This is a genomic window from Pseudomonas sp. LM13 (assembly GCF_041381355.1).
Taxonomy (GTDB): Bacteria; Pseudomonadota; Gammaproteobacteria; order Pseudomonadales; family Pseudomonadaceae; genus Stutzerimonas; species Stutzerimonas frequens.
Genome location: NZ_JACBXH010000017.1, coordinates 38,462 through 65,292, shown reverse-complemented (window position 1 = coordinate 65,292; position 26,831 = coordinate 38,462). Strand labels below are relative to the sequence as shown.

The following is a 26,831-nucleotide window of genomic DNA, read 5'->3' as shown; positions in this document are numbered from 1 at the left end:
GGCGATCCGCACGGGAAGCGTGGATCGATCGGGTGGTGAGGGTTCGCCTGCGAGACAAGGCTGCGACCGGAAAATAACCAGATAACCCGAGGTGACTGCCATGTGTGCTGCGTCCGTGTATCCCGTGTCCCCTGAGGCTGCAAAGCACTCCCTGACCGACGAGGCCGCTTATCGGGCCATGTATCAGCAGTCGGTGATCAACCCTGAAGGATTCTGGCGTGAACAGGCGGCACGGCTGGACTGGATTCGGCCCTTCAGCGAGGTCAAGCGCACCTCCTTCGACGACCATCACGTCGATATCAAGTGGTTTGCCGACGGCACGCTGAACGTGTCGGCCAATTGCCTGGACCGGCACCTGGCCGAGCGCGGCGATCAGGTGGCGATCATCTGGGAGGGGGACGACCCCTCGGAGCACCGCGAGATCACCTACCGCGAGCTCTACCAGGAGGCCTGCAAGTTCGCCAACGCCCTGCGTGGCCAGGATGTGCACCGCGGTGACGTGGTGACCATCTACATGCCGATGATTCCCGAGGCCGCGGTGGCAATGCTGGCCTGCGCGCGCATCGGTGCGATCCACTCGGTGGTGTTCGGCGGCTTCTCGCCGGAGGCATTGGCCGGGCGCATCATCGATGGCAGCTCGAAGGTGGTGATCACTGCCGATCAGGGCATACGCGGCGGCAAGACCATCGCCCTGAAGGAGAACGTCGACGAGGCGCTGACGAACCCGCAGACCCGTTGCGTGCAGAAGATCATCGTGGTGCGCCGCACCGGAGCGAACATTCGCTGGCACCTGCACCGGGACGTCTCCTACGACGACCTGATGCGTGTGGCTGGCGAGGTCTGCGCGCCGAAGGAAATGGGCGCCGAGGAGCCGCTGTTCATTCTCTACACCTCGGGCTCCACCGGGAAACCCAAGGGCGTGCTGCACACCTGCGGCGGCTACCTGCTGTACGCCGCGCTGACCCACGAACGGGTCTTCGACTACCGCCCTGGCGATATCTACTGGTGCACCGCCGACATCGGCTGGATTACCGGTCATAGCTATCTGATCTACGGCCCACTGGCCAACGGTGCGACGACCCTGATGTACGAAGGCGTGCCGAACTATCCGGACGTCACCCGCATCGCCAGGATCATCGACAAGCACCGGGTCAACATCCTCTACACCGCGCCGACGGCAATCCGCGCGATGATGGCCGAGGGGCCGGCGGCGATGGAGGGTGCCGACGGTTCGAGCCTGCGCCTGCTCGGCACAGTGGGTGAACCGATCAATCCGGAAGCCTGGCACTGGTACTACGAGACGGTCGGTCGGTCGCGCTGCCCGATCGTCGATACCTGGTGGCAGACCGAGACCGGCGGCATCCTCATCAGCCCGCTACCCGGTGCCACGGCGCTCAAGCCCGGCTCGGCGACGCGGCCACTGTTCGGCGTAGTGCCGGGGCTGGTGGACAATCTCGGCAATCTGCTGGAAGGCCCGGCGGAGGGCAATCTGGTGATTCTCGACTCCTGGCCAGGGCAGATGCGCACCATTTACGGTGACCACGACCGTTTCGTCGATACCTACTTCAAGACCTTCCGCGGCATGTACTTCACCGGCGACGGCGCGCGCCGCGACGAGGACGGTTACTACTGGATCACCGGGCGCGTCGACGATGTGCTCAACGTCTCCGGACACCGCATGGGCACCGCCGAAATCGAGAGCGCCCTGGTGGCGCATGCCAAGGTGGCCGAAGCCGCGGCCGTTGGCGTGCCGCATCCGCTCAAGGGCCAGGCCATCTATGTTTACGTGACTCTGGTTGCTGGTACCGAACCCAGCGACACGCTGCGCCAGGAGCTGCAGCAGTGGGTCCGGCACGAGATCGGTCCGATCGCGGTGCCGGATACCATCCAATGGGCGCCGGGGCTGCCGAAGACGCGGTCTGGCAAGATCATGCGCCGCCTGCTGCGCAAGATCGCCACGGACGACTACGACACCCTGGGCGATACTTCGACGCTGGCCGATCCGGGTGTGGTGAATCAGCTGATTGAGGCCCATGAAGCGGTGAAGCGGCGCTGAACTCGCGGGCGTCCTGCGAGCGGTCTACGAGGCGGCCGGAATGCCGTTACGGCTCCCCGTGACCGCTGCGTGCGAGCTTGCTCGCGCGCCGGTCGACTCGCGGGGCTCATGTCGCCTGGCAGCTTCGTTCGCGGACAGGTCCGCTTGCCACAGGCCCGCAGGGCGATGTTCAGACGCCGGCGGGCGGGCTTTTCAGATCGTCGTTGCCGGTGACCGTGGTGCCGTTGGTGGCAGCTGCGGCGTTGGCCTGCAGTTGCTCCTTGTTCGAGTCATAACGCTCGAACGGCATATGGTGCGAGCGCCCTTCGGCCATGCCCGCCTGTTCGCTGACTTCATTGAACACGCGCTTGGCCTCGCAGTGGCCGGTCACGCCCCGGGCAACGGCCATCCCGCCGATGCCCAGTTGCAGCAGGCCGCCGAGGCCCCCGCGGCGCAGACCCTTGGCGAGGAAGTACAGGCCGCCGGCCAGGGACATTGCGCGCTCCCAGCCGTGGACGTTCTGTTCGAGGTGCTTGGAAGAGTTGTTCATGGGGGGGCTCCGACGAAGACATTCTCAATGAATGACTCTTGCCGGAGCCGCCTGTTCGCCACCGCAGGTCGGCCATTTGCGGCGAGGCTCCGCAAACCGCTCAAGACCCGACCGGACGGAGAGCCGCCAACAAGTGAGGCGTAGGATCGCTCGTGCTCGCCGTGGCCCAAGTGCGTGTGGGCGCGTTTTGACCGCCAACGCGGTGCTGTTCAACGTCCACTAAGGGCCGGCGTGGCGCGTGCGCCCGGACGACCCTTGCGCGGCCGTATCAGCCGGCCATGCCGAACACCTTGAGTACAAAGGCGTACTCCAGCGCCACGTCCTTGAGCGCCTGGTAGCGTCCGCTCATGCCACCGTGACCTGCGCCGAACTCGGTCTTGAGCAGCAGCAGGTTGTCGTCGGTGCGGGTGGCACGCAGCTTGGCGACCCACTTGGCCGCCTCCCAGTACTGCACGCGGCTGTCGTTGTAGCCGGCCACGGCGAGCAGTGGCGGATAGGCCTGGGCCCGGGCGTTCTCATAGGGCGCATAGGCGCGGATGCGTTCGTGTACCTCGGGCTGATTCGGGTCGCCCCATTCGTCGTACTCGGTCACGGTCAGCGGCAGGTCGGCATTTAGCATGGTGTTGAGCACGTCGACGAAGGGCACCTCGGCGATCGCCGCACCGAACAGCTCCGGACGCAGGTTGAGCACGGCACCGATCAGCAGGCCGCCGGCACTGCCGCCGCTGATGGCCAGGCGTGGCGATGTGGTGTAACCGTCGGCCAACAGCTGCTCGGCGCAGGCGATGAAGTCGTTGAAGGTGTTCGGCTTGTGCTCCAGCTTGCCGGCGCGGTACCAGGCCTCGCCCAGATCACCGCCGCCACGCACATGGGCGATGGCGAAGATGAAGCCGCGGTCGAGCAGCGACAGCCGCGCGTGGGAGAACCAGGGGTCGAGACTGTGACCGTAGGCGCCGTAGCCGTAGAGATAGAGCGGTGCGGGCTTGCCGAAGCTGTCGCGGCGGCCGACCAGGCTGATGGGAATCTGCGTGCCGTCCTGAGCGGTGGCCCAGATGCGCCGACTTTCATAGGCGTCCGCATCGAAGGGGCCTTCCACCGGGGTTTCCTTGAGCACCTCCTGCGTGCCGTCGGCCAGGGTCAGCTGGCGGATCTGCGCCGGGCGATTCAGCGCCTCGTAGCGCAGGCGGATCACCGTGCTGGTGAATTCCAGCGAGTTCTGCACGTGCAGGCTGTAGGCCGCATCGGGCAACTGCAGGCGATAGGGCTGGACGCCCTGCGGCCGCACCTCGATCACCGGCAGGCCGCTTTCGCGCAGGGTCAGGGTGATCGCCTCGGCGTTCAGGCTGACGTCCTCAAGCATCACCGCGTCGTCATGCGGGACCAGCTCCTGCCAGTGCTCGCGGCCCGGCTCGGTCTCGCTGGCGTAATAGAGGGCGAAGTTGATGCCCGCCTGGTTGCTGCGGATCAGCCAGCGCCACTGGCCTTCGTACAGGCCATGATCGGGGAAGTACTCGTGATCCTCCTGGCGCGGCGCCAGACAGGTCCAGCTGCCCTCCGGCTGGTCCGCCGACAACACCCAGGCTTCGCTGGTGGTCTTGCTGTGGGAAAGGATGACCAGCTGGCGGTCGGAGCTGGCGCGGTAGCAATGCACGAAGAAGCGCCCGTCCGGGTCGTGATAAACCTCGCTGCTGTCCGTATCGCCAAGGCAGTGGCGGTAAATCTTGTGCGGGCGGTGGGTGTCGTCCAGCTCGCCGTAGAACAGGGTCTGGCTGTCGTTGGCCCAGGTCATGCTGCCGTCGCAATCGTCGAAGGGCAGGGCGGTCACGTCACCGCTGGCGAGGTCCTTGACGAACAGCCGGTAGATCTCGTCGCCTTCGCGGTCGAGGCTGTAGGCGAGCTTGCTGTGGTCCTGGCTGATGCTGAAGGCACCCAGCGAAAGAAAGCCGCCGCCGGCCAGCTCGTTGGGGTCGAGCAGCAGCTGTTCGGCGCTTTCATCGACGGTCAGCGAACCATCCAGCGGGCGCGGGCAGCGGTAGTGCCGCGGATACTCGTCGCCTGCGGTGGTGCGCTGGTAGTACAGCCACGGCCCCCAGGGGGAGGGCAGTGACAGATCGGTTTCGCGGATGCGGCTCTTGATCTCCTGAAACAGGGCTTCACGCAGTTCGGCCTGATCGGCGAGCTGCTCCTCGAGATAGGCATTCTCCGCCTTGAGATAGGCCAGCACGTCCTCGGCGTCGCGATTCTCCAGCCAGCGGTAAGGGTCGGTGCCGGTGTCGGCGCGGGCGATGGGGGCTTGGGACATGCAGTACTCCGGATTCGGTGGTGCGTTGGCCGCACATGGCGTGCAACGAAATGCGGCAGTGTACCTGCTCGACTGCGTCTAGGATTGACCTGGTTGGTACGGCCCGGTTTCAGCCGGGCCGACCGCCGAGCAACGCGGCCATGGATAGGGTGAATGCAGGCGGATCGGCGCTGTCGATGATGACCGGGTAGTCGCGAAATGTCCGCTTGCAGGTGGCTTTCGGTTAGGCAAACCAGCTGATTGACAATGCTGAGCTTTTCCCCGAAGGTGTGCCGACCCAAATCAAACGGGCGTATGAATCGAGCGTTTGCCAGAGCAGATGCCGGTCACCCGGATTATCGTGTCGGTGGGTGTCGTTCGCCGCAAGGCGCGGCCGAGTAGGGCCGAAGACGTGAGACACGTAACGTTCAGCTTCCATACCTGGAGATCAGTTGATGATTTACGAAGGTAAAGCCATCACGGTTAAGGCTCTTGAGAGCGGCATCGTCGAATTGAATTTCGACCTCAAGGGTGAGTCCGTCAATAAATTCAATCGCCTCACTCTCAACGATCTGCGCCAGGCTGTCGATGCCATCAAGGCCGACGCTTCGGTCAAGGGCGTGATCGTCACCAGCGGCAAGGATGTGTTCATCGTCGGTGCCGACATCACCGAGTTCGTCGACAACTTCAAGTTGCCCGATGAAGAGCTGGTTGCCGGCAACCTCGAAGCGAACAAGATCTTCAGCGATTTCGAAGACCTGGGCGTACCCACCGTGGTCGCCATCAACGGCATTGCCCTGGGTGGCGGTTTCGAGATGTGCATGGCTGCCGACTATCGCGTCATGTCCACAGCCGCCAAGGTCGGCCTGCCGGAAGTGAAGCTGGGCATCTACCCGGGCTTCGGCGGTACTGTGCGTCTGCCGCGCCTGATCGGTGTGGACAACGCCGTCGAGTGGATCGCCTCCGGCAAGGAAAACCGTGCCGAAGACGCCCTCAAGGTGCACGCGGTCGATGCCGTCGTCGCTCCGGAGAAACTGCAGGAAGCTGCCCTGGACCTGGTCAAGCGCGCCATCTCCGGCGAGCTGGACTACAAGGCCAAGCGTCAGCCGAAGCTGGACAAGCTCAAGCTCAACGCCATCGAGCAGATGATGGCCTTCGAAACCAGCAAGGCCTTCGTGGCTGGCCAGGCCGGCCCGAACTACCCGGCCCCGGTCGAAGCCATCAAGACCATTCAGAAAGCCGCCAACTTCGGCCGTGACAAAGCCATCGAAGTCGAGGCCGCCGGCTTCGTCAAGCTGGCCAAGACCTCGGTTGCCGAAAGCCTGGTCGGCCTGTTCCTCAGCGATCAGGAACTGAAGAAGAAGGCCAAGGCCTACGACAAGCAGGCCCGCGACGTGAAGCTCGCTGCCGTACTTGGCGCCGGCATCATGGGTGGCGGCATCGCCTACCAGTCGGCCGTCAAGGGCACGCCGATCCTGATGAAGGATATCCGCGAAGAGGGTATCCAGATGGGCCTGGACGAAGCCTCCAAGCTGCTCGGCAAGCGTGTCGAGAAGGGCCGTCTGACGCCGGAGAAGATGGCGCAGGCGCTCAACGCGATTCGTCCGACCATGTCCTACGGCGACTTCGGCAATGTCGACATCGTCGTGGAAGCCGTGGTCGAGAACCCGAAGGTCAAGCACGCCGTGCTGGCCGAGGTGGAAGGTCACGTTCGCGAAGACGCGATCATCGCTTCCAACACCTCCACCATCTCCATCAGCTACCTGGCCCAGGCGCTCAAGCGTCCGGAAAACTTCTGCGGCATGCACTTCTTCAACCCGGTGCACATGATGCCGCTGGTTGAGGTGATCCGCGGCGAGAAGACCAGCGAAACCGCTATCGCCACCACCGTCGCCTACGCCAAGAAAATGGGCAAGAGCCCGGTCGTGGTCAACGATTGCCCGGGCTTCCTGGTCAACCGCGTGCTGTTCCCGTACTTCGGCGGCTTCGCCCGCGCCATCGCCCACGGTGTCGATTTCGCCCGCGCCGACAAGGTGATGGAGAAGTTCGGCTGGCCCATGGGCCCGGCCTACCTGATGGACGTGGTCGGCATGGACACCGGCCACCACGGCCGCGACGTGATGGCCGAAGGCTTCCCGGATCGCATGAAGGACGACACCCGTACCGCCGTCGATGTCATGTATGACGCCAATCGCCTCGGCCAGAAGAATGGCAAGGGCTTCTACGCCTACGAGATGGACAAGAAGGGCAAGCCGAAGAAGGTGGTCGACCCTGAGGCTTACGAGCTGCTCAAGCCGGTCGTTGCCGAGACGCGCGAGCTGTCCGACGAGGACATCATCAACTACATGATGATCCCGCTGTGCCTGGAAACCGTGCGTTGCCTGGAAGACGGCATCGTCGAGACCGCTGCCGAAGCCGACATGGGCCTGATCTACGGCATTGGCTTCCCACCCTTCCGTGGTGGTGCGCTGCGCTACATCGATTCGATCGGCGTCGCCGAGTTCGTCGCGATGGCCGACAAGTACGCCGACCTGGGCCCGCTGTACCACCCGACCGCGAAGCTGCGTGAGATGGCCGCCAACGGCCAGCGCTTCTACGGTTAATCGAGGGAGAGAGAATTCATGAGCCTGAATCCAAGAGATGCAGTCATCGTCGACTTCGGTCGCACCCCGATGGGGCGCTCCAAGGGCGGCATGCACCGTAATACCCGCGCCGAGACCATGTCCGCACTGCTGATCGACGGCCTGCTGGCGCGCAATCCGAAGATCGACCCGGCCGAGGTCGAGGACGTGATCTGGGGCTGCGTCAACCAGACCCTCGAGCAGGGCTGGAACATCGCCCGCATGGCCTCGCTGCTGACCCGCATTCCGCACACCAGCGCCGGCCAGACCGTGAGCCGCCTGTGCGGTTCGTCCATGAGCGCCCTGCATACTGCTGTGCAGGCCATCCAGACCAACAACGGCGACGTGTTCGTTATCGGTGGTGTGGAGCACATGGGCCACGTCAGCATGATGCACGGCGTCGACCCGAACCCGCAGCTGTCGCTGCATGCGGCCAAGGCCTCGGGCATGATGGGCCTGACCGCCGAGATGCTCGGCAAGATGCACGGCATCAGCCGTGAAGCCCAGGATCAGTTCGGTGAACGCTCGCACCGCCTGGCGCACAAGGCTACCGTCGAGGGCAAGTTCAAGGACGAGATCATCCCGATGGAAGGTCACGACGAGAACGGCTTCCTCAAGGTCTTCGACTACGACGAGACGATCCGTCCGGATACTACCCTGGAAAGCCTGGCCGCGCTGAAGCCTGCCTTCAACCCGAAGGGCGGCACCGTGACCGCCGGTACGTCCTCGCAGATCACTGACGGTGCGTCCTGCATGATCGTCATGTCCGCCCAGCGCGCCAAGGATCTCGGCATCCAGCCGATGGCTGTGGTTCGCGCCATGGCGCTGGCTGGCGTTGATCCGGCGATCATGGGCTACGGCCCGGTGCCGTCCACCCAGAAGGCGCTCAAGCGCGCCGGTCTGACCATGGACGACATCAGCCACGTCGAGCTGAACGAAGCCTTCGCCGCACAGGCGCTGCCGGTGCTCAAGGACCTCAAGCTGCTCGACAAGATGGAAGAGAAGGTCAACCTGCACGGCGGCGCGATTGCCCTGGGTCACCCGTTCGGCTGCTCCGGTGCGCGTATCTCCGGCACCCTGCTGAACGTGATGAAGCAGAACAACGGTACGCTGGGTATCGCTACCATGTGTATCGGTCTGGGCCAGGGGATCAGTACGGTCTTCGAACGCGTCTAACAGACAGATGCAAATGACTGCGCTAGGCTGACAGCCATTCTCGCGACTGGGCGGGAGGAATTGTCAGCCGGTGCATGGAAGCCGGGGCCTGGTGCCCCGGTTTTTCTTTTTTGTGTTTGTGTGGAGGTAGGCATGCAGTTGCAGCCGGGGCGTTATCGCCATTACAAGGGGCCGGAATATCGCGTATTCGCTGTTGCGCGGCACTCCGAGACGGAGGAGCCGGTGGTGTTCTATCAGGCACTTTATGGGGAGCGCGGACTCTGGGTACGCCCGCTTTCGATGTTCACCGAGAGCGTCGAAGTGAACGGCGAAACGGTTCCGCGTTTCGCATTGATCGAAGCCGAAACGAGTGTTTTCGGCGGTTGAGCTGGCTAGCGGCCACCAGGTCCACGCTTGACCTCAGCTCCATCGCCACTATATATAGCGGTGCTTTTTAGACAGAGCGCTAACCCAGGCGTCCGGTTCATGGCCTCGAATCGTCGCTCTGGTCCGCGCCAGGCCGAGCCGAGCAGGAATATCCTGCAGAGCCGCCCCGTTCGCAAAACGCGCACGAACGTTCGCTGATGCCTTGCCGATTACCGACGGCACGGGTATTCAAACTGCCGGAGGCGCCGCCTCTGTTCACCTCTAGATTCAGGAACTCTCCTCTCCATGGGTAAATCGCTGGTCATCGTGGAATCACCGGCCAAGGCCAAGACAATCAACAAGTATTTGGGCAACCAGTACGTGGTGAAGTCGAGTATCGGCCACATCCGCGACCTTCCCACCAGCGGCTCGGCCAACAAGGAGCCGGTCAAGCGCGGCAAGGCTGCGGCGGCCGAAGCGCCCGCGCTGTCGCCCAAGGAGAAGGCCAAGCGTCAACTGATCGCGCGCATGGGCGTCGATCCGGAACATGGCTGGAAGGCCAAGTACGAGATCCTGCCCGGCAAGGAAAAGGTTATCGAGGAGCTGCGCCGCCTGGCCAAGGAAGCCGACACCATCTATCTCGCGACCGACTTGGATAGAGAAGGGGAGGCCATCGCCTGGCACCTGCGCGAATCCATCGGTGGCGATGACAGCCGTTACAAGCGCGTGGTGTTCAACGAGATCACCAAGAAGGCGATTCAGGAGGCCTTTTCCCAACCGGGCGAGCTCGATCTGAATCGCGTCAACGCGCAGCAGGCGCGCCGCTTTCTCGATCGCGTGGTCGGCTACATGGTTTCGCCGCTGCTCTGGGCGAAGATCGCCCGCGGCCTCTCTGCCGGTCGCGTGCAGTCGGTGGCAGTGAAGCTGGTGGTCGAGCGCGAGCGCGAGATCCGCGCGTTCGTTCCGGAAGAATACTGGGAAGTGCATGCCGATCTGGCGACTGCCCAGCAGGCCAAGGTACGCTTCGAGGTCGCCCGCGAGAGGGGCGAGGCGTTCAAGCCGCTGAACGAGGCGCAGGCCAATGCTGCGCTGGAGAAGCTCAAGGGCGCCAGCTACAGCGTAGCCAAGCGCGAGGACAAGCCGACCAGCAGCAAGCCTTCGGCGCCCTTCATCACTTCGACCCTGCAGCAGGCGGCGAGCAATCGCCTCGGCTTCGGCGTGAAGAAGACCATGATGATGGCCCAGCGCTTGTACGAAGCCGGTTACATCACCTACATGCGTACCGACTCGACCAATCTATCGGCTGATGCCATCAGCATGGTGCGCGGTTTCATCGAAGGCGAGTTCGGCGACAAGTACCTGCCCGAGAAGCCGAATCTGTATTCGAGCAAGGAAGGCGCGCAGGAAGCGCACGAGGCGATCCGCCCGTCTGATGTCAATCTGCGGCCGAACCAGCTGTCCGGCATGGAGCGCGATGCCGAGCGTCTGTACGAGCTGATCTGGCGCCAGTTCGTGGCCTGCCAGATGCCGCCGGCGCAGTACCTGTCCACCAGCGTTACGGTGGCTGCCGGTGATTTCGAGCTGCGCGCCAAGGGCCGCATTCTGAAGTTCGACGGCTACACCAAGGTCATGCCGCAGCAGAGCAAGGCTGGTGAGGATGACGTGTTGCCGGAGATGAACAAGGGCGACGCCATGAAGCTGCTCAAGCTCGACCCGAGCCAGCACTTCACCAAGCCGCCGGCGCGCTATTCCGAAGCCAGCCTGGTCAAGGAGATGGAGAAGCGCGGCATCGGCCGGCCGTCCACCTATGCCGCGATCATCTCCACCATCCAGGATCGTGGCTATGTCTCGCTGCACAATCGCCGTTTCTACTCGGAGAAGATGGGCGACATCGTCACCGAGCGCCTCTCCGAGAGCTTCAACAACCTGATGGACTACGGCTTCACCGCCGGCATGGAAGAGCATCTGGACGACGTCGCCCAGGGCGAGCGTGACTGGAAGCATGTACTGGACGAGTTCTACGGTGATTTCCGCAAGAAGCTCGAGGTTGCCGAGTCCGGCGAGAATGGCATGCGTGCCAACCAGCCGACGCTGACGGACATCCCGTGCAAGGTCTGCGGCCGGCCGATGATGATCCGCACCGCGTCCACCGGCGTGTTCCTCGGTTGTTCCGGCTACAGCCTACCGCCGAAGGAGCGCTGCAAGTCCACCGTGAACCTCATTCCGGGTGACGAGATCGCCGCGGATGACGAGGGCGAGTCCGAATCCCGCGTGCTGCTGGGCAAGCATCGCTGCCCGATCTGCAGCACCGCGATGGATGCCTACCTGCTCGACGAGACGCACAAGCTGCACATTTGCGGCAACAACCCGGACTGCTCCGGCTACGAGATCGAGGAAGGGCAGTACCGCATCAAGGGGTACGAGGGGCCCAGCCTGGAATGCGACAAGTGCGGCAGCGAGATGCAGCTCAAGACCGGTCGTTTCGGAAAGTTCTTCGGCTGCACCAACGCCGAATGCAAGAACACCCGCAAGCTGCTGAAGAATGGCGAGCCGGCGCCGCCGAAGATGGATGCGGTGAAGATGCCGGAGCTCAAGTGCGAGAAGGTCGATGACACCTACGTGCTGCGCGATGGCGCTTCCGGGTTGTTCCTGGCTGCCAGCCAGTTCCCGAAGAATCGCGAGACCCGTGCGCCGCTGGTGCGAGAGCTGATTCCCCACAAGGACGAGATCGATCCCAAGTACCACTTCCTGCTCCAGGCACCGCAGCAGGACCCGGACGGCCGCCCGGCGGTGATCCGCTTCAGCCGCAAGACCAAGGAGCAGTACGTGCAGAGCGAAGTCGACGGCAAGCCCACCGGCTGGAAGGCGTTCTACGACGGCGGCAAGTGGCAGGTCGAAGACAAGCGCTGAACCCGACTCGACCGACTCGCCAGGCGAGTCGGTCGGATTGATTGCCTCACGGCCACGCCGTCTGTTCGTCGTTCGCGCTGGTGCAGCGTTCGTCGAAGGTCCATTCTCTGCACATTCTCTTCCGGAGAGCATGCCATGGCTCACGAGCTCTACACCCGTACCAACCAGAAGATCTTCTTTGCCGGCCTCTCGCTGGAAAGCTGGCGCAAGGCCGAAGAGACTGCCTCGATGAACTCCCAAGGGCTGACTCAGGCCGAGCGCGAGGCGTGCCTGTTTCACCTGTACGGTGCGCTGCTCGGCCTGTGCCACGAGATCGCCGGTTACTATCGCTCGCCGGGCGCCGATGCGCCGGTGGTGGAGGCGTTCCTGACGCGCAGCGTTCTAGAGGCGGCGCCGAGTCCTGAACTCGCCGAGCTGCTGGAACTGTCGGAGCAGCCGAGCACCTGGCTTGGGCAGTTGCTGGCCGCCTACCGTCAGCTATTCCAGCCGCCACGGGCCCCGGCCAAGGCCAAGACCGATCCGCGGCAGCCATTGATCGAGGCGGTCACCGTCGAGGACGAGACTCCGCCGCTGACCCGCGCCGAGCTGGAAGCCTGGCGGCAGAACCTCAAGGGGCTGGCGCTGCGCTTTCGCGAGTCGCTGACCGAGTGGTGATCTGGTAACGCGGTGCTAGCGGCGATGCCTGATACTTAGCACCAGGGCGATGCCACCCAGAATCGCGGTGCCGGCCAGCAGTAGCGTTGTGGTCACCGCCTCGCCCAGCAGCACGGCGCCGGCAACAGCCGCCAGTAGCGGAACGCTGAGCTGCACGCTGGCCGCCTGGATTGCCGCCAGACCAGGCAGGGCGGCGTACCAGATGGCGTAACCGACCCCGGACGTCAGTACCCCGGACAGCAGCGCGTAGACCACGCCGGGCAAGTCCCATGTCTGCTGGCCCAGCAAGAGCAGGCAAAGCAGGGCCGCCAACGGAACCGCCCGTAGAAAATTGCCCGCCGTGGCTGCAAGCGGTGTGGCGGTCCCTCGCCCGCGAAGCGAATAGACGCCCCAGGCGACGCCGGACAGGATCATCAGCAAAGCGCCATCCAAGGGTGGGGTGCTGCTCCCCGGCAGCAGCAGGATCACCAGTCCGGTCACCGCCAGCAGCAAGCCGACAAGCTGCCCGGCACTGAAGCGCTCGCCTCTCAGCAACCCCCAGGCAAGCATGCTTAGCTGCACGGCACCGAACAGCAGCAGAGCGCCGGCGCCGGCGTCGAGGTCGATATAGGCGAAGGAAAAACAGGCCGCGTAGATGAACAGCGCCGCGGCGCTGATCCAGTCACCACCTAGTGGTTGGTCGGTCCTGTCGAAGCGCAACAGCAGCCAGAGGGTGAGCGCCCCGGCGACCATCCGCAGGCCGGTGAAGCTGGCCGGATCGATGGCGGTGTCCCGTAGCGCGATCCGGCAGAGGATCGAGTTGCCGGCGAACGCCAGCATGGCCAGTGCGGTCAGTAGCAAGGTGCGGGTGGTCATGCACGATTCCTTGTCCCGGCGCAGAGATGCGCGCGCTTTTTTCAGCGCATGCTACGTTGCCGATCCACCCGGGGCACGTCATTTTCTTCGACGGACTGCTCGATACATGTGTCCCGCAGCGCTCCCTCGTGGGGGCTCTGGAAAGCCAAAGGCTGCCCCGATCCCGGTCGGCTGTTACAATGGCCGCCTTTCACGCGGAGCTGATCCATGCCTACATCTTTTCTTGAAATCGTCGAGCTACCGGACGGGCGCATCGTGCTTCGTCGTGCCGAGGGCGAAGAGGTGTTGGTCACTCTGGACTTTTCTGACGATGCCAAGCTGTTCCTGCAGGGGCAGCACGTGGAAATCGCCAAGGCGATGTTCAATGTGGGTGTTCAGATGGCGGGTCGGATGACGGAAGGCGATTTCGATCACGATGACGACGAGCCACGCGTTCTGCACTGAGCGCAGCTGCGTCGCCGCGGCGGTTCCACCATCGCTTCATGCCAGGCAGCACGTCCCTGTGCTTGCCACTCAACAACCCAGACGAATATTCAGGCTCTGCGCTTCGCCCAGACTGGCGGCGTTGCGCAGCTTGCTGCGTGTCGCGTCGTCGAGGTGGCCGAGCCAGCTGATGACGGTATGGCTGCAGCCGGACGCCAGTGCCTTGCACGCCAGTTCCAGCGCACCTTCGGCATTGCGCGGTTGCAGGAGGATGATGCGCTCGCGATTCAGGCCGCACTTGCGCAGGAAGTTCTGTGAAAGGAAGGCGGGCGGCGCGATCAGTGTCAGCCAGCGGCTGTCCGTCGCATCGCCGAGTTCGCGCAGGATCGGCGTGAGCAGCAGATGGCAGTGCTGGCTGCTGCCGCTGAGGCTCAACTCGCTCAGGTGATCCTTTTTCTCCTGCTCGGGTTTGCTGCGCGGTGCGAGGCTGCCGAAGGGGGCCAGGCTTTGTGCGATGACACCGTCGAACAGCGATAGCTGGGGCCGGGAAGTGCTGGTCTGGTACTGCATAACCTTCTCCTCAGCGGCGTATAACGCCGACACTCAAGCCTTCGATGACCAATTCCTGATGTTCGAGGTCGACTTCGATGGGGGCGAACTCCGGGTTCTCCGCCAGCAGCCAGACCTTCTTGCCGTCGCGCTTGAAACGCTTGACGGTCACCTCATCGCCGACCCGCGCCACCACGATCTGGCCGTTGCGGGCCTCACGGGTGGTATGCACGGCCAGCAGGTCGCCGTCGTAGATGCCGATGTCCTTCATGCTCATGCCGTGCACACGCAGCAGATAATCGGCGCGTGGATGGAAAAAGGCGGGGCTGATCTGGCAGGATTCCTCGACATGTTGCTGAGCCAGTATCGGGGCGCCGGCGGCGACGCGGCCTATGATCGGCAAGCCGGTTTCGGCGGGCGTGGGTTCGAAGTCGGGAATACGTATCCCGCGTGATGCGCCGGGCGTCATCTCGATAGCGCCTTTGCGGGCAAGCGCCTTGAGGTGCTCTTCGGCGGCATTGGGCGACTTGAAGCCGAGCTCCTGAGCGATCTCCGCGCGGGTTGGCGGATAACCGTTGTCTTCCAGGCAGCGCTTGATGAAGGCGAGGATTTCCGTCTGGCGAGGCGTCAGCTTGATCATGTCGGTCTCTGTTCTTTTATACAGTGCCTGGGATTATATACAGTGCTTCGGCCTTGGCAATGAATGTTTCTCGGTGGCGTAGCCGGTGTGCGACGCAGCGCGTCTGCGACAATGACGCTAGTGCCGCAAGGCGTTTCGTGGTTGACTTGCCGGTCGGTGAAACGTAAGTTTCAAACAGTTGTTTGTCTTTCGGAGGGGGCATGGCGCAGTCGGAAACAGTTGAGCGCATTCTTGATGCAGCGGAACAGCTGTTCGCGGAAAAAGGCTTCGCCGAAACCTCGCTTCGTCTGATCACCAGCAAGGCTGGGGTCAACCTGGCGGCGGTGAATTACCACTTCGGTTCGAAGAAGGCACTCATCCAGGCAGTGTTCTCGCGCTTCCTCGGGCCGTTCTGTGCCAGCCTGGAACGTGAGCTGGATCGCCGCGAGGCGCTCACCGACAAGAAGGACACGCTGGAGGAGCTGCTGGAAATCCTCGTCGAGCAGGCACTGGCGGTCAAGCCGCGCAGCGGCGATGACCTGTCGATCTTCATGCGGCTGCTTGGCTTGTCCTTCAGTCAGAGCCAGGGGCACCTGCGGCGCTACCTTGAAGACATGTACGGCAAGGTGTTTCGCCGCTACATGCTCAAGGTCCATGACGCAGCGCCGGCCATTCCGCCGATCGAGCTGTTCTGGCGTGTGCATTTCATGCTGGGGGCCGCGGCATTCAGCATGTCCGGTATCAAGGCGCTACGTGCGATCTCCGAGAACGACTTCGGCGTCCGCACATCGATCGAACAGGTGATGCGCATGATGGTGCCATTCCTGGCCGCCGGCATGCGGGCCGACAGCGGCATCGATGACAGTACCCTGGCGGCGGCGCAACCCGTCGCGCGGCGCAACGCAGCGGCCATTCCGGCCAAGGCTTGAGCTACAAGGCTACCGGGGGATCGGCTAAGCTAGCCGCCCATGGCCTTTCTCGATCTTCTGCATATTTCCATCGCTGACCAGCAGCTCTACGGCTTTGCCGATGGGCAGCTGCGTCTGCGCTTTCCGGTGTCCACCGCGCGTAACGGCGTCGGCGAACAGAATGGTTCCGGCTGTACGCCGCGCGGCCTGCATCAGGTGCGTGCGCGCATTGGCGACGGCCTACCCAAGGGGGCAGTGCTGCGCGGGCGGCGCTGGACCCGCGAAATCTGGTCGCAGGAGCTGCACGCAAATTTCCCCGGGCGCGACTGGATACTCACTCGCATCCTCTGGCTCAGCGGTTGCGAGCCGGGCGTCAACCGGATGGGGAGGGTCGATACCTTCCGCCGTTACATCTACATCCACGGCACGCCCGATTGCGAACCGATGGGTGTGCCGCTTTCCCACGGCTGCGTGCGTATGCGCAATGCCGATCTGCTGCAACTTTTTCCCAGGGTGCCGCCGCACTGTCCGGTGCGCATCACCGAGGCACCTTGCCCAGACTGGGCTGCCGCTGAACTCGAATAAGGATCTGCGTCTGTATGCACGGTTCACTGATGCTGGATATCGCCGGCACCTGGCTGACTGCCGAGGATCGGCAGCTGCTGCGCCAACCCGAGGTGGGCGGGCTCATCCTGTTCGCTCGCAACATCGAATGCCCGCGCCAGGTGGACGAGCTGTGCCGCGCGATTCGCGCCGTGCGCCCCGACCTGCTTCTGGCGGTGGATCAGGAGGGCGGCCGCGTGCAGCGGCTGCGCCAGGGTTTCGTGCGGCTTCCTGCGATGCGCGAGTTGGCACGTTGCGCCGACGCTCCCAGGCTGGCCGAAGCCTGCGGCTGGGTCATGGCCAGCGAGGTGCTCGCCGTGGGCCTGGATTTCAGTTTCGCCCCGGTTCTCGATCTGGATCATCAGCGTAGCGCGGTGGTCGGCGCGCGCGCCTTCGAGGGTGACCCGCAGATCGCGGTGAAGCTGATCGATGCCTTCATTCGCGGCATGCATGCCGCCGGCATGGCCGCCACCGGCAAGCATTTCCCGGGGCATGGCTGGGCCGAGGCCGATTCCCATGTTGCGATCCCGGTCGATGAGCGCAGCCTCGACGAGCTGCGCCGATGTGATCTGATTCCCTTCCAGGCATTGAGCGGCACGCTCGATGCGATCATGCCGGCGCATGTCATCTATCCGCAGATCGACGAGCAGCCTGCGGGCTTTTCCCGGCGCTGGCTGCAGGACATCCTGCGTGGCGAGCTGGGCTTCAAGGGTGTGATCTTCAGCGACGATCTTTCGATGGCGGGTGCGCATGTCGCCGGCGACGCAGCAGGCCGGATCGAAGCCGCCCTCGGCGCTGGCTGCGACATGGGACTCGTCTGCAACGACCGTGCGGCGGCCGAACTGGCGCTGGCCGCGCTGCAGCGCTTGAAGGTCACGCCGTCGGCTGCACTGTCGCGCATGCGTAGCCGGGCGGGTAATGCGACGGACTACAAGCAGACCCCTCGTTGGCTGGATGCCATTGGCACGCTGAAAGCTGCCGATCTGATCGACTGATTGCTCACATCTCAAGGAATACTCCATGACTGTCCATGCCATCATCGGCGGTACCGGTCTGACCCAGCTGACCGGCTTCCAGCTGCATCGTGCGCAGCTGATCGATACGCCCTATGGGCGGCCCTCCGCCGAAGTCCTGCGGGGCGAGTATGGTGGTCGTGAGGTGCTGTTCCTGGCCCGGCACGGCCATCCGCATCGTGTTCCGCCGCACCAGGTGAACTATCGCGCCAATCTCTGGGCACTGAAGCAGGCCGGCGCCGAAGCGGTGGTCGCGGTCAACGCGGTGGGCGGCATTCACTCGGCGATGGGGGCCGGTCATTTCTGCGTACCGCATCAGATCATCGATTACACCTATGGCCGGGAACAGACGTTCTTCGAAGGCGACATCGACCACGTGACCCACATCGATTTCAGCTACCCCTACGACGAAGCATTGCGCGAACGCCTGATCGGGGCGCTCGCCGCCGAGGGTTTCGCCTTCAGTGGTCATGGCGTGTACGGTTGCACTCAAGGGCCGCGTCTTGAAACGGCTGCGGAGATCGTCCGTATGGAGCGCGACGGTTGCGACATCGTCGGCATGACCGGCATGCCCGAGGCGGCCCTGGCCCGTGAGCTGGAACTGCCGTACGCCTGCCTCGCATTGGTGGTCAATCCAGCAGCTGGCAAGGCGGATGGGGTGATCACCATGGCACAGATCGAGGCGGCGCTCGCCGCTGGCATCGGCAAGGCGCGACTGGTCCTGGCTCGCCTGCTGGCCGGTTGATCGTGCATTGGCCGGTGGCCTGAATGCCGCTGTGCATGCCTGCAACGACAGTGTCATATTGCGGCCTGAGACTGGTAATTTTGCGGCGCCACCCCATTGCGGTGAACATGCCGCTTGCTACACTTGGCCGTCCTTTGGAGTACCGGAATGTCTTGCCAGGCACACACAATAAGAATTCTAAGAACGGTCGTGTTGCTGACGCTGCTTGGCGGTATGGCCGGTTGTTCGACCTGGTTCTCGGGTAATTTCAAGGACCCGAAAGTCGCACTCACCAAGGTCGATATCATCAAGGCGCGGCTGCTGGAACAGCAGTTCATGCTGCGCTTCCGCATCGACAACCCCAACGATCACAGCCTGCCGGTGCGAGGCCTCATCTACACGGTCCATCTCAACGACGTGGAACTGGCCAGCGGCGAGTCCAGTGGCTGGCTGACCGTTCCTGCCAACAGCTTCGAGTACTACGAGGTGCCGGTGCACACCAATCTGTGGCGGCACATGAAGTACATCGTGCGGCTCTTGGAAAAACCGGATCGCCCGATCAACTACCGACTGGCTGGCGAGCTCAAGACCGGGCTGATGGCTGGGCGACGCGTGCACATTTCCAACAACGGCGAGATAATCCCGGGCAACTTTATTCCGGAGTAGTACCCAGATGAGTCACGAACCCCATGTGCATGGTCCCGACTGCAACCACGATCACGACCATGACCATCACCACGTTCACGGTCCGCACTGCAATCATGGACACGAGCCGGCGCGCAATCCGCTGAAGGATGTCGGTCGCAACGATCCGTGCCCCTGCGGCAGCCAGAAGAAATACAAGAAGTGCCACGGGGCCTGATGCTTCCATGAGTCTTTTCCTCGGTCTGCTCGTCCTCGCCGTGCTGCTGGTTGCAGCACTGGCCGGCTATGCGCTGTACCTGTGGCGTCGCGTGTGGCGCAACGAGCGTTTGCAGGCCGAGGCACGCGCACAACAGCAGACGGCGTTGGCCGAGGATCTGCGAATCCTCGCCAGCTGTCTGTTGGACGAGCAGCTGCCGCTGATCGAGGGCGCCATCCGCATCAAGGTGCTGCTCGACAACTACGACGTCACCCTCGGGCAGCATCCCCGTTGCCAGGTGTTCCAGCAGTTGTTCGACGCCACAGAGCAAGTGCCGACCCATGCAGCCTGGAAGGCGCTGGACAAGAGCGAACGTCGGCGCCACGAGGCGCAGTTCAGCGCGCTCGAGTTGCAACACAAGGCCGAAGCGCGCCGTTCGGCCCGTTGGCTGCTCGACGAAGCTCTGCCAAAATCCCGCGACGCGGCCTGATCGACTGATCTTCTTCGCCGTACGCCCTCTAATCTGTTAGCACCCATCCCTCGCCAAGCCCGCACAGGAGTCTTCGATGTCTCTGCGTCTGCCGTACGCCCTGGTTCGTCTGACGTTGGGGGCCGCGCTCGGCCTGGCCGGCCTCGGCGGTTGTCAGGCCTATCTCGATAACCGCTACAGCGCCAGTCTGCCGCCAGCGCAGGGCATCCAGCCGCTAACCGGACTGGCAGGCAGTGCGAGCATCCGGCGCAATTCGCTGGGCATGCCACTGATCGAGACCTCGTCGTTTCACGATGCGCTGTTCGCCATGGGTTACGTCCACGCCACCGACCGGCTGAGCCAGATGGTCAGCCTGCGGCTGATGGCCCAGGGTCGCCTGGCGGAAATGGTAGGCCCGGGCGTGCTGGAGACCGACCGCTTCATGCGTGCGGTGAATCTGCGCCAGAGCGCCGAGCTGCTCTATCGCGAATCCTCGCCGAGGATGAAAAAGTTCTTCGAGGTCTACGCCCGTGGCGTGAACGCCTACCTGTATCGTCATCGCGACAAACTGCCGATGGACCTTGCCGAGTCCGGCTACAAGCCTGAGTACTGGAAGCCGGAGGACTCGGTACTGGTGTTCTGCCTGCTCAATTTCGGCCTGTCGCAGAACCTGCAGGAAGAGGTCGCCGCGTTGCTGATGGCGCAGAAGGTGGGCAGCGACAAGCTGGCCTGGCTGTTGCCCATCTACCCGGACGAGGTGTTGCCGTTCGACGAGGTGGACAAGCTCAAGGGCTTGAACCTGGGTGGCAATGTGCCCGGGCTGGCGGCACTCGAACGTGCCACACAGCCTCTGGCGGCTCTGACGCCGGCCGGCATGGCGGCTTCCAACAACTGGGCCATCGCCGGCAGCAATACGCGCAGCGGAAAGCCGATCCTGGCCAATGACACGCACCTGCCGCTGTCGATGCCCTCGTACTGGAATTTCATGCAGATCCGCGCACCGAAGTTCCAGGCCGCGGGCGTCACCATCGCCGGGGTGCCCGCAGTGGTCGCCGGCTTCAACGGCAAGCTCGGTTGGGGCATGACCATGGTCATGGGCGACAATCAGGACCTCTATCTCGAGCAGCTGCGCCGCGAAGGCTCGCGGCTGATGTACCTGGCCGACGGCAAATGGCTGCCGGCCCGCGAGCGGCATGAGACCTACTTCGTCAAAGGCGAGCGACCGATTCGCGAGACCATTTACGAAACCCGCAACGGCCCGCTGCTGAACACGGCGCTGGGCGAGCGCAAGCACCCCTTGCAGCCGCTGCAGCTCGCCAGCGGCTACGGTCTGGCACTGAAGACCACGCAACTGGAGGCCGATCGCACGCTGGACGCTTTCTTCGACCTGTCCCGCGCGCAGTCGGTGGACCAGGCCTTCGAGGCGACCCGCGAAATTCGTGCAACCGCGCTGAATCTGGTCTTTGCTGACCAGCAGGGAATCGGCTGGCAGGTCACCGGACGTTTCCCCAACCGTCGCGAGGGGCTGGGGCTGGTGCCGTCGCCCGGTTGGGACAATCGATATGAGTGGGATGGTTTCGCCGATCCGATGCTGCATCCCTACGACCAGGATCCGATCCAGGGCTGGCTCGGCACCGCCAATCATCGCAGCGTGCCGCGCGGTTACGGAATGCAGCTGTCCAGCTCCTGGTATGGTCCGGAGCGTTACGAGCGCCTGGCGGAACTGGCCGGCCGGGGCAAGCATGACACCCGCAGCACCATCGCCATGCAGTACGACCAGGTGACGCCCTTCGCCGCCAAGCTCAGGACCATGTTCGAGGCGCCGGGCATGGCCGAGCCGTTGCGCCAGGCAATCGATGCACTGCCGGCCACCGAGCGCAACAAGGCGCGAGAAGCGCTGGATCGGCTGATGGCGTTCGACGGCAAGCTCACTGCGGATTCGGCGGATGCTGCACTGTATGGCGCTTTCCTGCACGAAAGCGCGCGGCACATCTTCTTCGACGAACTGGGGCCTGAGGACTCGCCGGCCTGGCGTGCGCTGGTACAGACGGCCAACACCTCCTATTCGGCCCAGGCCGACCACCTGCTCGGGCGCGAGGACAGCCCGTTCTGGAACGACCAGCGCACCGCGCAAACCGAAGACAAACCGGCGATCCTCGCGCGCAGTTTGGCTGCAGCGGTGACCTTGCTGGAAAGCCGCCTGGGCAACGATCGCAGTGCGTGGCAGTGGGGCAAGCTGCATACGGCTCGCTGGACCTCCGGCGCGACGCAGCTGGCGCCGCATATGCCGGCGGGCCAGCGGAGCAAGATCAACGCCATCGGCGACTACCTGGACCGCGGTCCCTATGCCATGGGCGGCGACCACAGCACGCTGAACGCCTCGGCCTATCACCTGGGTTCGGATTTCGATACCTGGCTGATTCCTGCGATGCGCATCATCGTCGACTTTGGCCGTGACGAGCCGATGATCGGCCTCAACAGTTCAGGCCAGTCGGGCAATCCGGCCAGCCCGCATTACGCCGACGGCATCGACGCATGGATGAAGGCGAACTACATGAGTTTCCCGTTCAAGGCGGAGAATCTCGACAAGGTCTATGGCAACCAACGCCTGTTGCTGACGCCAGCCGGCAAGTGAGGAGAGCGCCGCTCTGGCGTCAAGCCGGTTGCGGCGCTGCTGGCGCGACTTCGAGAACGCGGATCACGTCTGGCGTCGGATAGTGCCAGCGCACGTCCACATCCCAGAACTGCGCGCCGTAGCGCCGTTCCGGTTCGGGTTTCTGATAGGCCGGGCGCGGGTCCTGCGCCAGGCACTGCTCGATGAGTTCCACCAGCGGCTCGCCGAGGCGTAATGCTTCGCAGCGGGCCTGCGATAGTCCAGTTTCCGACCACCGCACCTCGATCATCTCTGGTGCGTCGGCGGCCATGTCGTTGCGCGCATCCGGCAGCGCATCGGCGTAGGGCACGTAGGGCTTGATGTCCAGCACCGGGGTGCCGTCCAGCAGGTCGATGCCGGAGATGAACAGCCGATCCGCTTCGACCCGATCCAGCCTGACCACCGATTGACCGATACCGTTGGGCCTGTGGGTCGCGCGGGTGGCGAACACACCGACCATGCGATTGCCGCCCAGACGTGGCGGGCGGACCTTGAGGCGGGGTTTGCTTTCCAGTGCCTGGTGGAAAAGAAACAGCAGCCATACATGGCTGACCTGCTCGAGCCCGGCTACCGCTTCCCCGTTGTCGAACGGCGGCAGCAGTTCCACCACTCCACGTGCGGCTGGCGCCAGGCTGGGCTGGCGGGGGATGGCGAACTTCTCCTTGAAACAGGAGCGAACGTAGCCGATAGGCGAGACGCTGTGTTGCATGGGGCAGGCCTGGATACGGGCGGGCGGCTGCGCATCTTACCCGCTATGGCGCCTCGTTGCGCGACGTCGGGCCGCGCGCTCGTTGAAGCGGCGGCCCGATGCCAAGACCTTACAGACCGAGCAGATTGGCGACGTAGTCGGCATCCTTGTCGCCGCGGCCGGAAAGGTTGACCAGGATGTGGCTGTCCTTGCTCAGCGTTGGCGCGCTGCGAATCGCCCAGGCCACGGCGTGAGCGCTTTCCAGGGCGGGGATGATGCCTTCGACACGCGACAGGGTCATAAAGGCGTCCAGGCATTCCTGGTCGGTCGCGGCCTGGTAGTTCACCCGGCCGATGTCCTTGAGATAACTGTGCTGCGGACCGACACCGGGGTAATCCAGGCCGGAGGCGATGGAGTGCACCGCGGACGGATTGCCCTCGGCATCTTCCAGCACATAGCAGGCCATGCCATGCAGTTCGCCGGGCTTGCCCTTGGACAGCGTGGCCGAATGGCGGCCGGGCTTGTCCAGGCTTTCGCCCGCCGGCTCGATACCGACCAGCTCGACCGCGGCATCCTCCAGAAAGGCGGTGAACATGCCCATAGCATTGGAGCCGCCGCCGACGCAGGCGACCACATGATCCGGCAGACGACCGTGTCTGGAGAGAAACTGCTCGCGGGCCTCGTTACCGATGATCGACTGGAAATCGCGGACCATCTTCGGAAACGGGTGCGGGCCGACCACCGATCCGATCGCGTAGATGTAGTTGTGCGGGTCCTTCAGGTATTCCTCGAAGGCGCTGTCCACTGCTTCCTTGAGCGTCGCCGCGCCGCGGGTGACGGCTACCAGCTTGCAACCGAGGATCTTCATCTTGGTGACGTTCGGGTGCTCCTTCTCGATATCCACCTGGCCCATGTGAATCTCGCAGGGAATACCTACCAGTGCGCAGGCGGTGGCCAGCGCGACCCCATGCTGGCCGGCACCGGTTTCCGCGATCACCTTCTTCTTGCCCATGAACTTGGCCAGCAGTGCCTCGCCCAGGCAGTGATTGATCTTGTGCGCGCCGGTGTGGTTCAGGTCTTCGCGCTTCAGGTGAATCTGCGCACCACCGAGCTGCTTGGACAGCCGTCGCGCATGGAAGATCGGGCTTGGGCGGCCCACGTAGTCGGCGAACAGTGCGGCCAGTTCCTGCTGGAAGTCCTCGCGCTGGCGGATCTCTTCGTAGGCCAGGTTGATGTCGTCCATCGCCTGCTTGAGGTGCGGCGGCACCAGCTGGCCGCCGTAGGGGCCGAAGTATCCGTTGGCGTCGGGCATGGCAGTGAAACGAGGATCGGACGACATGGGTTCATCTCTGCTGGTGAAAAAGGCGGGAGGTGCTTACGCGGGGCGATCATAAGCCAGCGCCTGGGCCGCTGAAAACGTAGCGGCAACCGCGCAGTGACTCCTCGTTTTTTCGTGGCGTTGCGGCGCTCCGAATAGGCTCGGCGAAGGGCTGGTGGTGGTCAGTCATGGCGAAGGGTGCCAGTCTCGGTTCGCAGGATTTTGATTTATCGTGTAGGATGCGCCGGTTATTTCATCTTATCGGAGCAAATCAACGCTTTTTGTTTGGTCGGCATGCCCGCGTGCCGATGGGTATGGCTGTCATCAGCACAGCATGTCTTGCATGCCCGCCCCGCCATCAGGCCGCGTAACCCTTGGCAAATTTGCACGCCGCCTGCCGCAATACGTCGCACTGCGATGTCGTAAAGCCAGAACAAGTTCAGGAGATCGAACTGATGAACGAGGCTGAGCTCTCGCCCAATGATTCCGAAGCGCCGGCTGACCGGATCAATCCCGTAGTGTTCTACGGTTCCGCAATCGCCATCGTGGCGTTTGCCATATGGACGATGTTCTTCACTGATCGCTCCCAAGCGGTCATCAATACGGTGCTTGGCTGGATATCCGACAGCTTCGGCTGGTTCTACTTTCTCGCCGTGCTGGTCTACCTGCTCTTCGTGGTGATCGTCGCCACCAGCCGCTACGGCAAGATCCGCCTCGGGCCAGATCATTCCAAGCCTGAATTCAATGTGGTCACCTGGGCGGCGATGCTGTTTTCCGCCGGTATCGGTATCGACCTGCTGTTCTTCTGTATCGCCGAGCCCATCACCCAGTTCCTCGAACCGCCGGTAGGCGAGGGCGGGACCACCCAGGCCGCACGCCACGCGATGGAACTGACCTTTCTGCACTGGGGGCTTTCGGGCTGGGGTGTCTATACCCTGGTCGGCATGTCGCTGGCGTATTTCAGCTTCCGCCAGGGCCTGCCGCTGTCGATCCGTTCGGCGCTGTATCCGATCTTCGGCAAGCGCATCTACGGCCCCATTGGGCATACCGTCGATACCGCCGCGGTGCTCGGCACGGTGTTCGGCATAGCCACCAGTCTCGGCATCGGCATCATCCAGCTGAACTTCGGCCTCAACTACATCTTCGGCGTACCGGAAGGCACCTTCACCCAGGCCGTGCTGGTGGTGCTGATCGTGGTGTTCTCGGCGATCTCGGCGGCGACCGGTGTCGAGCGCGGCATTCGCCGACTTTCCGAATTCAACATGCTGCTGGCGGTATTGCTGCTGCTGTTCGTGCTGGTAGTCGGCGATACGGTGTTCCTACTCAATGCGCTGGTGATGAACGTCGGCGACTACTTCTCCAACTTCATCAGCCTGTCGCTGGACACCTACGCCTACCGCCGGCCGACCGACTGGCTGAATGCCTGGACGGTGTTCTTCTGGGCCTGGTGGATTGCCTGGGGGCCGTTCGTGGGTCTGTTCCTGGCACGCATTTCCCGTGGTCGCACCATCCGCGAGTTCGTCATCGGCACGCTGCTGTTGCCGCTGGCCTTCATGATGGCCTGGATGTCGATCATGGGTAACAGCGCCATCGAGATGGTCATGGGCGGTGCCCTCGAATTCGGCCAGCAGGCGGTGAGCAACCCTGGCTCGTCGATCTATCTGTTCCTGCAGAGCCTGCCCTGGGCCGGTCTCACCACCATCGTGGTGACCATCCTCGCAATAGTGTTCTTCGTTACCTCCGGCGACTCCGGCTCGCTGGTGCTTTCGAACTTCACTTCCATCCTCAAGGATGTGAACAGCGATGCACCGGTGTGGATGCGCATCCTCTGGGCGGCGATCATCGGCATTCTCACTCTGGCACTGCTGATTGCCGGCGGGCTGACCGCGCTGCAGGGCACCGTGGTGATCATGGGGCTGCCGTTCTCCATCGTTCTGCTGTTCATGATGTACGGACTGTTCAAGGCACTGCACGTCGAAGGCGTCATGGCCGACAGCTACCAGAAGAGCCTCGCCGGCTACCTGTCCGGGCGCGCCACGCTGGAACACACGCAGATGAACTGGAGTCAGCGCCTGTCGCGGGCGATGAGTTTCCCCAGCCGATCGCAGATCCGTCGCTACCTGAAGGACGTGTGCAAACCGGCGATGGAGGAGATCCAGAAGGCGCTGGGCGAGAAGGGCGTGCCGGTGGAGATCGTCGAAGGCGAACCGGGCAACGAGCACCTGGCGCTGCACGTCAATCTGGGCAGCGAGCAGGACTTTACCTACCAGATCTGGCCGGTGCGCGGCACCATGCCGTCCTTCGCCCTGCGCACGCAGAGCAGCAACGCCCACTACTACCGGCTCGAGGTGCATCTGCGCCAGGGCAGCCTGGGCTACGACCTGATGGGCTACTCCCGGCGCCAGCTGATCGAGGACATCCTCGACCACTACGAGCACCACATGCACTTCCTACATCTGCAACGCGAGAACGGCGGTGGTGAAAGCGGCATGCCCAATCCGGGCGCGGCGCCGACACCCTGACCCTGCACGCCTCGGGCGATCCCCGAGGCGTTCCATCCATGTCGCGGCAGCGTCGATCCGCTGCCGCCACAGAC

General features: G+C 63.6%; 23 protein-coding genes. 16 read left to right on the top strand and 7 right to left on the bottom strand.

The genetic code is table 11. The features are described 5' to 3' along the window. The first annotated feature begins 100 nt into the window (after positions 1–100). The gene (gene acs, locus HZR81_RS12635; protein WP_500128277.1) at positions 101–2,056 is read left to right on the top strand and encodes an acetate--CoA ligase; all 1,956 of its coding nucleotides are present in this window, start codon (positions 101–103) and stop codon (positions 2,054–2,056) included. A gap of 169 nt (positions 2,057–2,225) precedes the next feature. On the opposite strand, the gene HZR81_RS12630 is transcribed toward acs, so the two are convergent. Then, positions 2,226–2,585 (bottom strand): YgaP-like transmembrane domain, encoded by a 360-nt coding sequence (locus tag HZR81_RS12630; RefSeq protein ID WP_013982476.1) that lies wholly within the window; start codon positions 2,583–2,585, stop codon positions 2,226–2,228. 268 nt (positions 2,586–2,853) lie between these two features. After that, entirely contained in the window at positions 2,854–4,887 is a 2,034-nt protein-coding gene (locus tag HZR81_RS12625) for a S9 family peptidase (protein WP_500128276.1), read from the bottom strand. Positions 4,888–5,321: 434 nt separating this feature from the next. On the opposite strand from HZR81_RS12625, the gene fadB reads away from it, so the two are divergent. From fadB to HZR81_RS12600, 5 genes are all read left to right on the top strand, one after another. Further along, positions 5,322–7,469, top strand: a complete 2,148-nt coding sequence (gene fadB / locus HZR81_RS12620; RefSeq protein WP_500128275.1) for a fatty acid oxidation complex subunit alpha FadB — start codon at positions 5,322–5,324, stop codon at positions 7,467–7,469. Between the two features lie 18 nt (positions 7,470–7,487). Then, positions 7,488–8,663: an acetyl-CoA C-acyltransferase FadA gene (gene fadA, locus HZR81_RS12615; RefSeq protein WP_063543649.1), complete on the top strand. Its 1,176-nt coding sequence runs from the start codon at positions 7,488–7,490 to the stop codon at positions 8,661–8,663. A gap of 132 nt (positions 8,664–8,795) precedes the next feature. Continuing rightward, positions 8,796–9,029, top strand: coding sequence for a DUF1653 domain-containing protein (locus tag HZR81_RS12610; protein ID WP_152481131.1), 234 nt, complete (start codon positions 8,796–8,798; stop codon positions 9,027–9,029). Between the two features lie 285 nt (positions 9,030–9,314). After that, positions 9,315–11,918 carry a type I DNA topoisomerase gene (gene topA, locus HZR81_RS12605; protein WP_500128273.1) on the top strand — a complete coding sequence of 868 codons (2,604 nt, stop codon included), beginning with the start codon at positions 9,315–9,317 and terminating at the stop codon, positions 11,916–11,918. Between the two features lie 135 nt (positions 11,919–12,053). After that, entirely contained in the window at positions 12,054–12,572 is a 519-nt protein-coding gene (locus tag HZR81_RS12600; RefSeq protein WP_063543644.1) for a DUF6586 family protein, read from the top strand. A 15-nt stretch (positions 12,573–12,587) separates the two neighbouring features. Here the strand turns inward: HZR81_RS12600 and HZR81_RS12595 are convergent, their stop codons facing one another. Then, on the bottom strand, positions 12,588–13,427 hold the full coding sequence (locus HZR81_RS12595) for a DMT family transporter (RefSeq protein ID WP_063543642.1): 840 nt from the start codon (positions 13,425–13,427) through the stop codon (positions 12,588–12,590). Between the two features lie 207 nt (positions 13,428–13,634). On the opposite strand from HZR81_RS12595, the gene HZR81_RS12590 reads away from it, so the two are divergent. Then, complete coding sequence (locus HZR81_RS12590) at positions 13,635–13,871, top strand: hypothetical protein (RefSeq protein WP_063543639.1); 237 nt, start codon at positions 13,635–13,637, stop codon at positions 13,869–13,871. A 69-nt stretch (positions 13,872–13,940) separates the two neighbouring features. On the opposite strand, the gene sulA is transcribed toward HZR81_RS12590, so the two are convergent. Together sulA and lexA are read right to left on the bottom strand one after the other, a co-directional pair. Further along, positions 13,941–14,420 carry an SOS-induced cell division inhibitor SulA gene (gene sulA, locus HZR81_RS12585; RefSeq protein ID WP_063543637.1) on the bottom strand — a complete coding sequence of 160 codons (480 nt, stop codon included), beginning with the start codon at positions 14,418–14,420 and terminating at the stop codon, positions 13,941–13,943. A 10-nt stretch (positions 14,421–14,430) separates the two neighbouring features. Next, entirely contained in the window at positions 14,431–15,039 is a 609-nt protein-coding gene (gene lexA / locus HZR81_RS12580; protein WP_063543635.1) for a transcriptional repressor LexA, read from the bottom strand. Positions 15,040–15,239: 200 nt separating this feature from the next. Here lexA and HZR81_RS12575 point away from each other — a divergent pair, with 200 nt between their 5' ends. The 8 genes from HZR81_RS12575 (at position 15,240) to HZR81_RS12540 (ending at position 22,211) form a co-directional block, all read left to right on the top strand. Beyond that, positions 15,240–15,947 carry a TetR/AcrR family transcriptional regulator gene (locus HZR81_RS12575; RefSeq protein ID WP_063543634.1) on the top strand — a complete coding sequence of 236 codons (708 nt, stop codon included), beginning with the start codon at positions 15,240–15,242 and terminating at the stop codon, positions 15,945–15,947. Positions 15,948–15,986: 39 nt separating this feature from the next. Further along, on the top strand, positions 15,987–16,511 hold the full coding sequence (locus tag HZR81_RS12570; protein ID WP_500128272.1) for a L,D-transpeptidase family protein: 525 nt from the start codon (positions 15,987–15,989) through the stop codon (positions 16,509–16,511). A gap of 14 nt (positions 16,512–16,525) precedes the next feature. Further along, on the top strand, positions 16,526–17,524 hold the full coding sequence (nagZ, locus tag HZR81_RS12565) for a beta-N-acetylhexosaminidase (RefSeq protein ID WP_125869545.1): 999 nt from the start codon (positions 16,526–16,528) through the stop codon (positions 17,522–17,524). A gap of 25 nt (positions 17,525–17,549) precedes the next feature. Then, positions 17,550–18,287 carry an S-methyl-5'-thioinosine phosphorylase gene (locus HZR81_RS12560; protein ID WP_500128271.1) on the top strand — a complete coding sequence of 246 codons (738 nt, stop codon included), beginning with the start codon at positions 17,550–17,552 and terminating at the stop codon, positions 18,285–18,287. A 147-nt stretch (positions 18,288–18,434) separates the two neighbouring features. Next, complete coding sequence (locus tag HZR81_RS12555) at positions 18,435–18,932, top strand: LEA/WHy family protein (protein ID WP_174214568.1); 498 nt, start codon at positions 18,435–18,437, stop codon at positions 18,930–18,932. A gap of 7 nt (positions 18,933–18,939) precedes the next feature. Then, positions 18,940–19,128, top strand: a complete 189-nt coding sequence (locus HZR81_RS12550) for an SEC-C metal-binding domain-containing protein (protein ID WP_125940385.1) — start codon at positions 18,940–18,942, stop codon at positions 19,126–19,128. Between the two features lie 7 nt (positions 19,129–19,135). Next, positions 19,136–19,597, top strand: coding sequence for a DUF2489 domain-containing protein (locus tag HZR81_RS12545; RefSeq protein WP_125869542.1), 462 nt, complete (start codon positions 19,136–19,138; stop codon positions 19,595–19,597). Between the two features lie 76 nt (positions 19,598–19,673). Then, on the top strand, positions 19,674–22,211 hold the full coding sequence (locus tag HZR81_RS12540) for a penicillin acylase family protein (RefSeq protein ID WP_500128270.1): 2,538 nt from the start codon (positions 19,674–19,676) through the stop codon (positions 22,209–22,211). 19 nt (positions 22,212–22,230) lie between these two features. Here HZR81_RS12540 and tsaA read toward each other — a convergent pair whose 3' ends face one another. Together tsaA and trpB are read right to left on the bottom strand one after the other, a co-directional pair. After that, positions 22,231–22,938, bottom strand: a complete 708-nt coding sequence (gene tsaA / locus HZR81_RS12535) for a tRNA (N6-threonylcarbamoyladenosine(37)-N6)-methyltransferase TrmO (protein WP_500128269.1) — start codon at positions 22,936–22,938, stop codon at positions 22,231–22,233. Between the two features lie 109 nt (positions 22,939–23,047). Further along, complete coding sequence (trpB, locus tag HZR81_RS12530; protein WP_500128268.1) at positions 23,048–24,256, bottom strand: tryptophan synthase subunit beta; 1,209 nt, start codon at positions 24,254–24,256, stop codon at positions 23,048–23,050. 434 nt (positions 24,257–24,690) lie between these two features. Here trpB and HZR81_RS12525 point away from each other — a divergent pair, with 434 nt between their 5' ends. Beyond that, on the top strand, positions 24,691–26,757 hold the full coding sequence (locus HZR81_RS12525; protein ID WP_500128267.1) for a choline transporter: 2,067 nt from the start codon (positions 24,691–24,693) through the stop codon (positions 26,755–26,757). Positions 26,758–26,831: the final 74 nt, after the last annotated feature.

Coding starts and splice junctions, on each gene's coding strand:
- acs (WP_500128277.1), top strand. CDS start 101: ATGTGTGCTGCGTCCGTGTATCCCGTGTCCCCTGAGGCTGCAAAGCAC.
- HZR81_RS12630 (WP_013982476.1), bottom strand. CDS start 2,585: ATGAACAACTCTTCCAAGCACCTCGAACAGAACGTCCACGGCTGGGAG.
- HZR81_RS12625 (WP_500128276.1), bottom strand. CDS start 4,887: ATGTCCCAAGCCCCCATCGCCCGCGCCGACACCGGCACCGACCCTTAC.
- fadB (WP_500128275.1), top strand. CDS start 5,322: ATGATTTACGAAGGTAAAGCCATCACGGTTAAGGCTCTTGAGAGCGGC.
- fadA (WP_063543649.1), top strand. CDS start 7,488: ATGAGCCTGAATCCAAGAGATGCAGTCATCGTCGACTTCGGTCGCACC.
- HZR81_RS12610 (WP_152481131.1), top strand. CDS start 8,796: ATGCAGTTGCAGCCGGGGCGTTATCGCCATTACAAGGGGCCGGAATAT.
- topA (WP_500128273.1), top strand. CDS start 9,315: ATGGGTAAATCGCTGGTCATCGTGGAATCACCGGCCAAGGCCAAGACA.
- HZR81_RS12600 (WP_063543644.1), top strand. CDS start 12,054: ATGGCTCACGAGCTCTACACCCGTACCAACCAGAAGATCTTCTTTGCC.
- HZR81_RS12595 (WP_063543642.1), bottom strand. CDS start 13,427: ATGACCACCCGCACCTTGCTACTGACCGCACTGGCCATGCTGGCGTTC.
- HZR81_RS12590 (WP_063543639.1), top strand. CDS start 13,635: ATGCCTACATCTTTTCTTGAAATCGTCGAGCTACCGGACGGGCGCATC.
- sulA (WP_063543637.1), bottom strand. CDS start 14,420: ATGCAGTACCAGACCAGCACTTCCCGGCCCCAGCTATCGCTGTTCGAC.
- lexA (WP_063543635.1), bottom strand. CDS start 15,039: ATGATCAAGCTGACGCCTCGCCAGACGGAAATCCTCGCCTTCATCAAG.
- HZR81_RS12575 (WP_063543634.1), top strand. CDS start 15,240: ATGGCGCAGTCGGAAACAGTTGAGCGCATTCTTGATGCAGCGGAACAG.
- HZR81_RS12570 (WP_500128272.1), top strand. CDS start 15,987: ATGGCCTTTCTCGATCTTCTGCATATTTCCATCGCTGACCAGCAGCTC.
- nagZ (WP_125869545.1), top strand. CDS start 16,526: ATGCACGGTTCACTGATGCTGGATATCGCCGGCACCTGGCTGACTGCC.
- HZR81_RS12560 (WP_500128271.1), top strand. CDS start 17,550: ATGACTGTCCATGCCATCATCGGCGGTACCGGTCTGACCCAGCTGACC.
- HZR81_RS12555 (WP_174214568.1), top strand. CDS start 18,435: ATGTCTTGCCAGGCACACACAATAAGAATTCTAAGAACGGTCGTGTTG.
- HZR81_RS12550 (WP_125940385.1), top strand. CDS start 18,940: ATGAGTCACGAACCCCATGTGCATGGTCCCGACTGCAACCACGATCAC.
- HZR81_RS12545 (WP_125869542.1), top strand. CDS start 19,136: ATGAGTCTTTTCCTCGGTCTGCTCGTCCTCGCCGTGCTGCTGGTTGCA.
- HZR81_RS12540 (WP_500128270.1), top strand. CDS start 19,674: ATGTCTCTGCGTCTGCCGTACGCCCTGGTTCGTCTGACGTTGGGGGCC.
- tsaA (WP_500128269.1), bottom strand. CDS start 22,938: ATGCAACACAGCGTCTCGCCTATCGGCTACGTTCGCTCCTGTTTCAAG.
- trpB (WP_500128268.1), bottom strand. CDS start 24,256: ATGTCGTCCGATCCTCGTTTCACTGCCATGCCCGACGCCAACGGATAC.
- HZR81_RS12525 (WP_500128267.1), top strand. CDS start 24,691: ATGAACGAGGCTGAGCTCTCGCCCAATGATTCCGAAGCGCCGGCTGAC.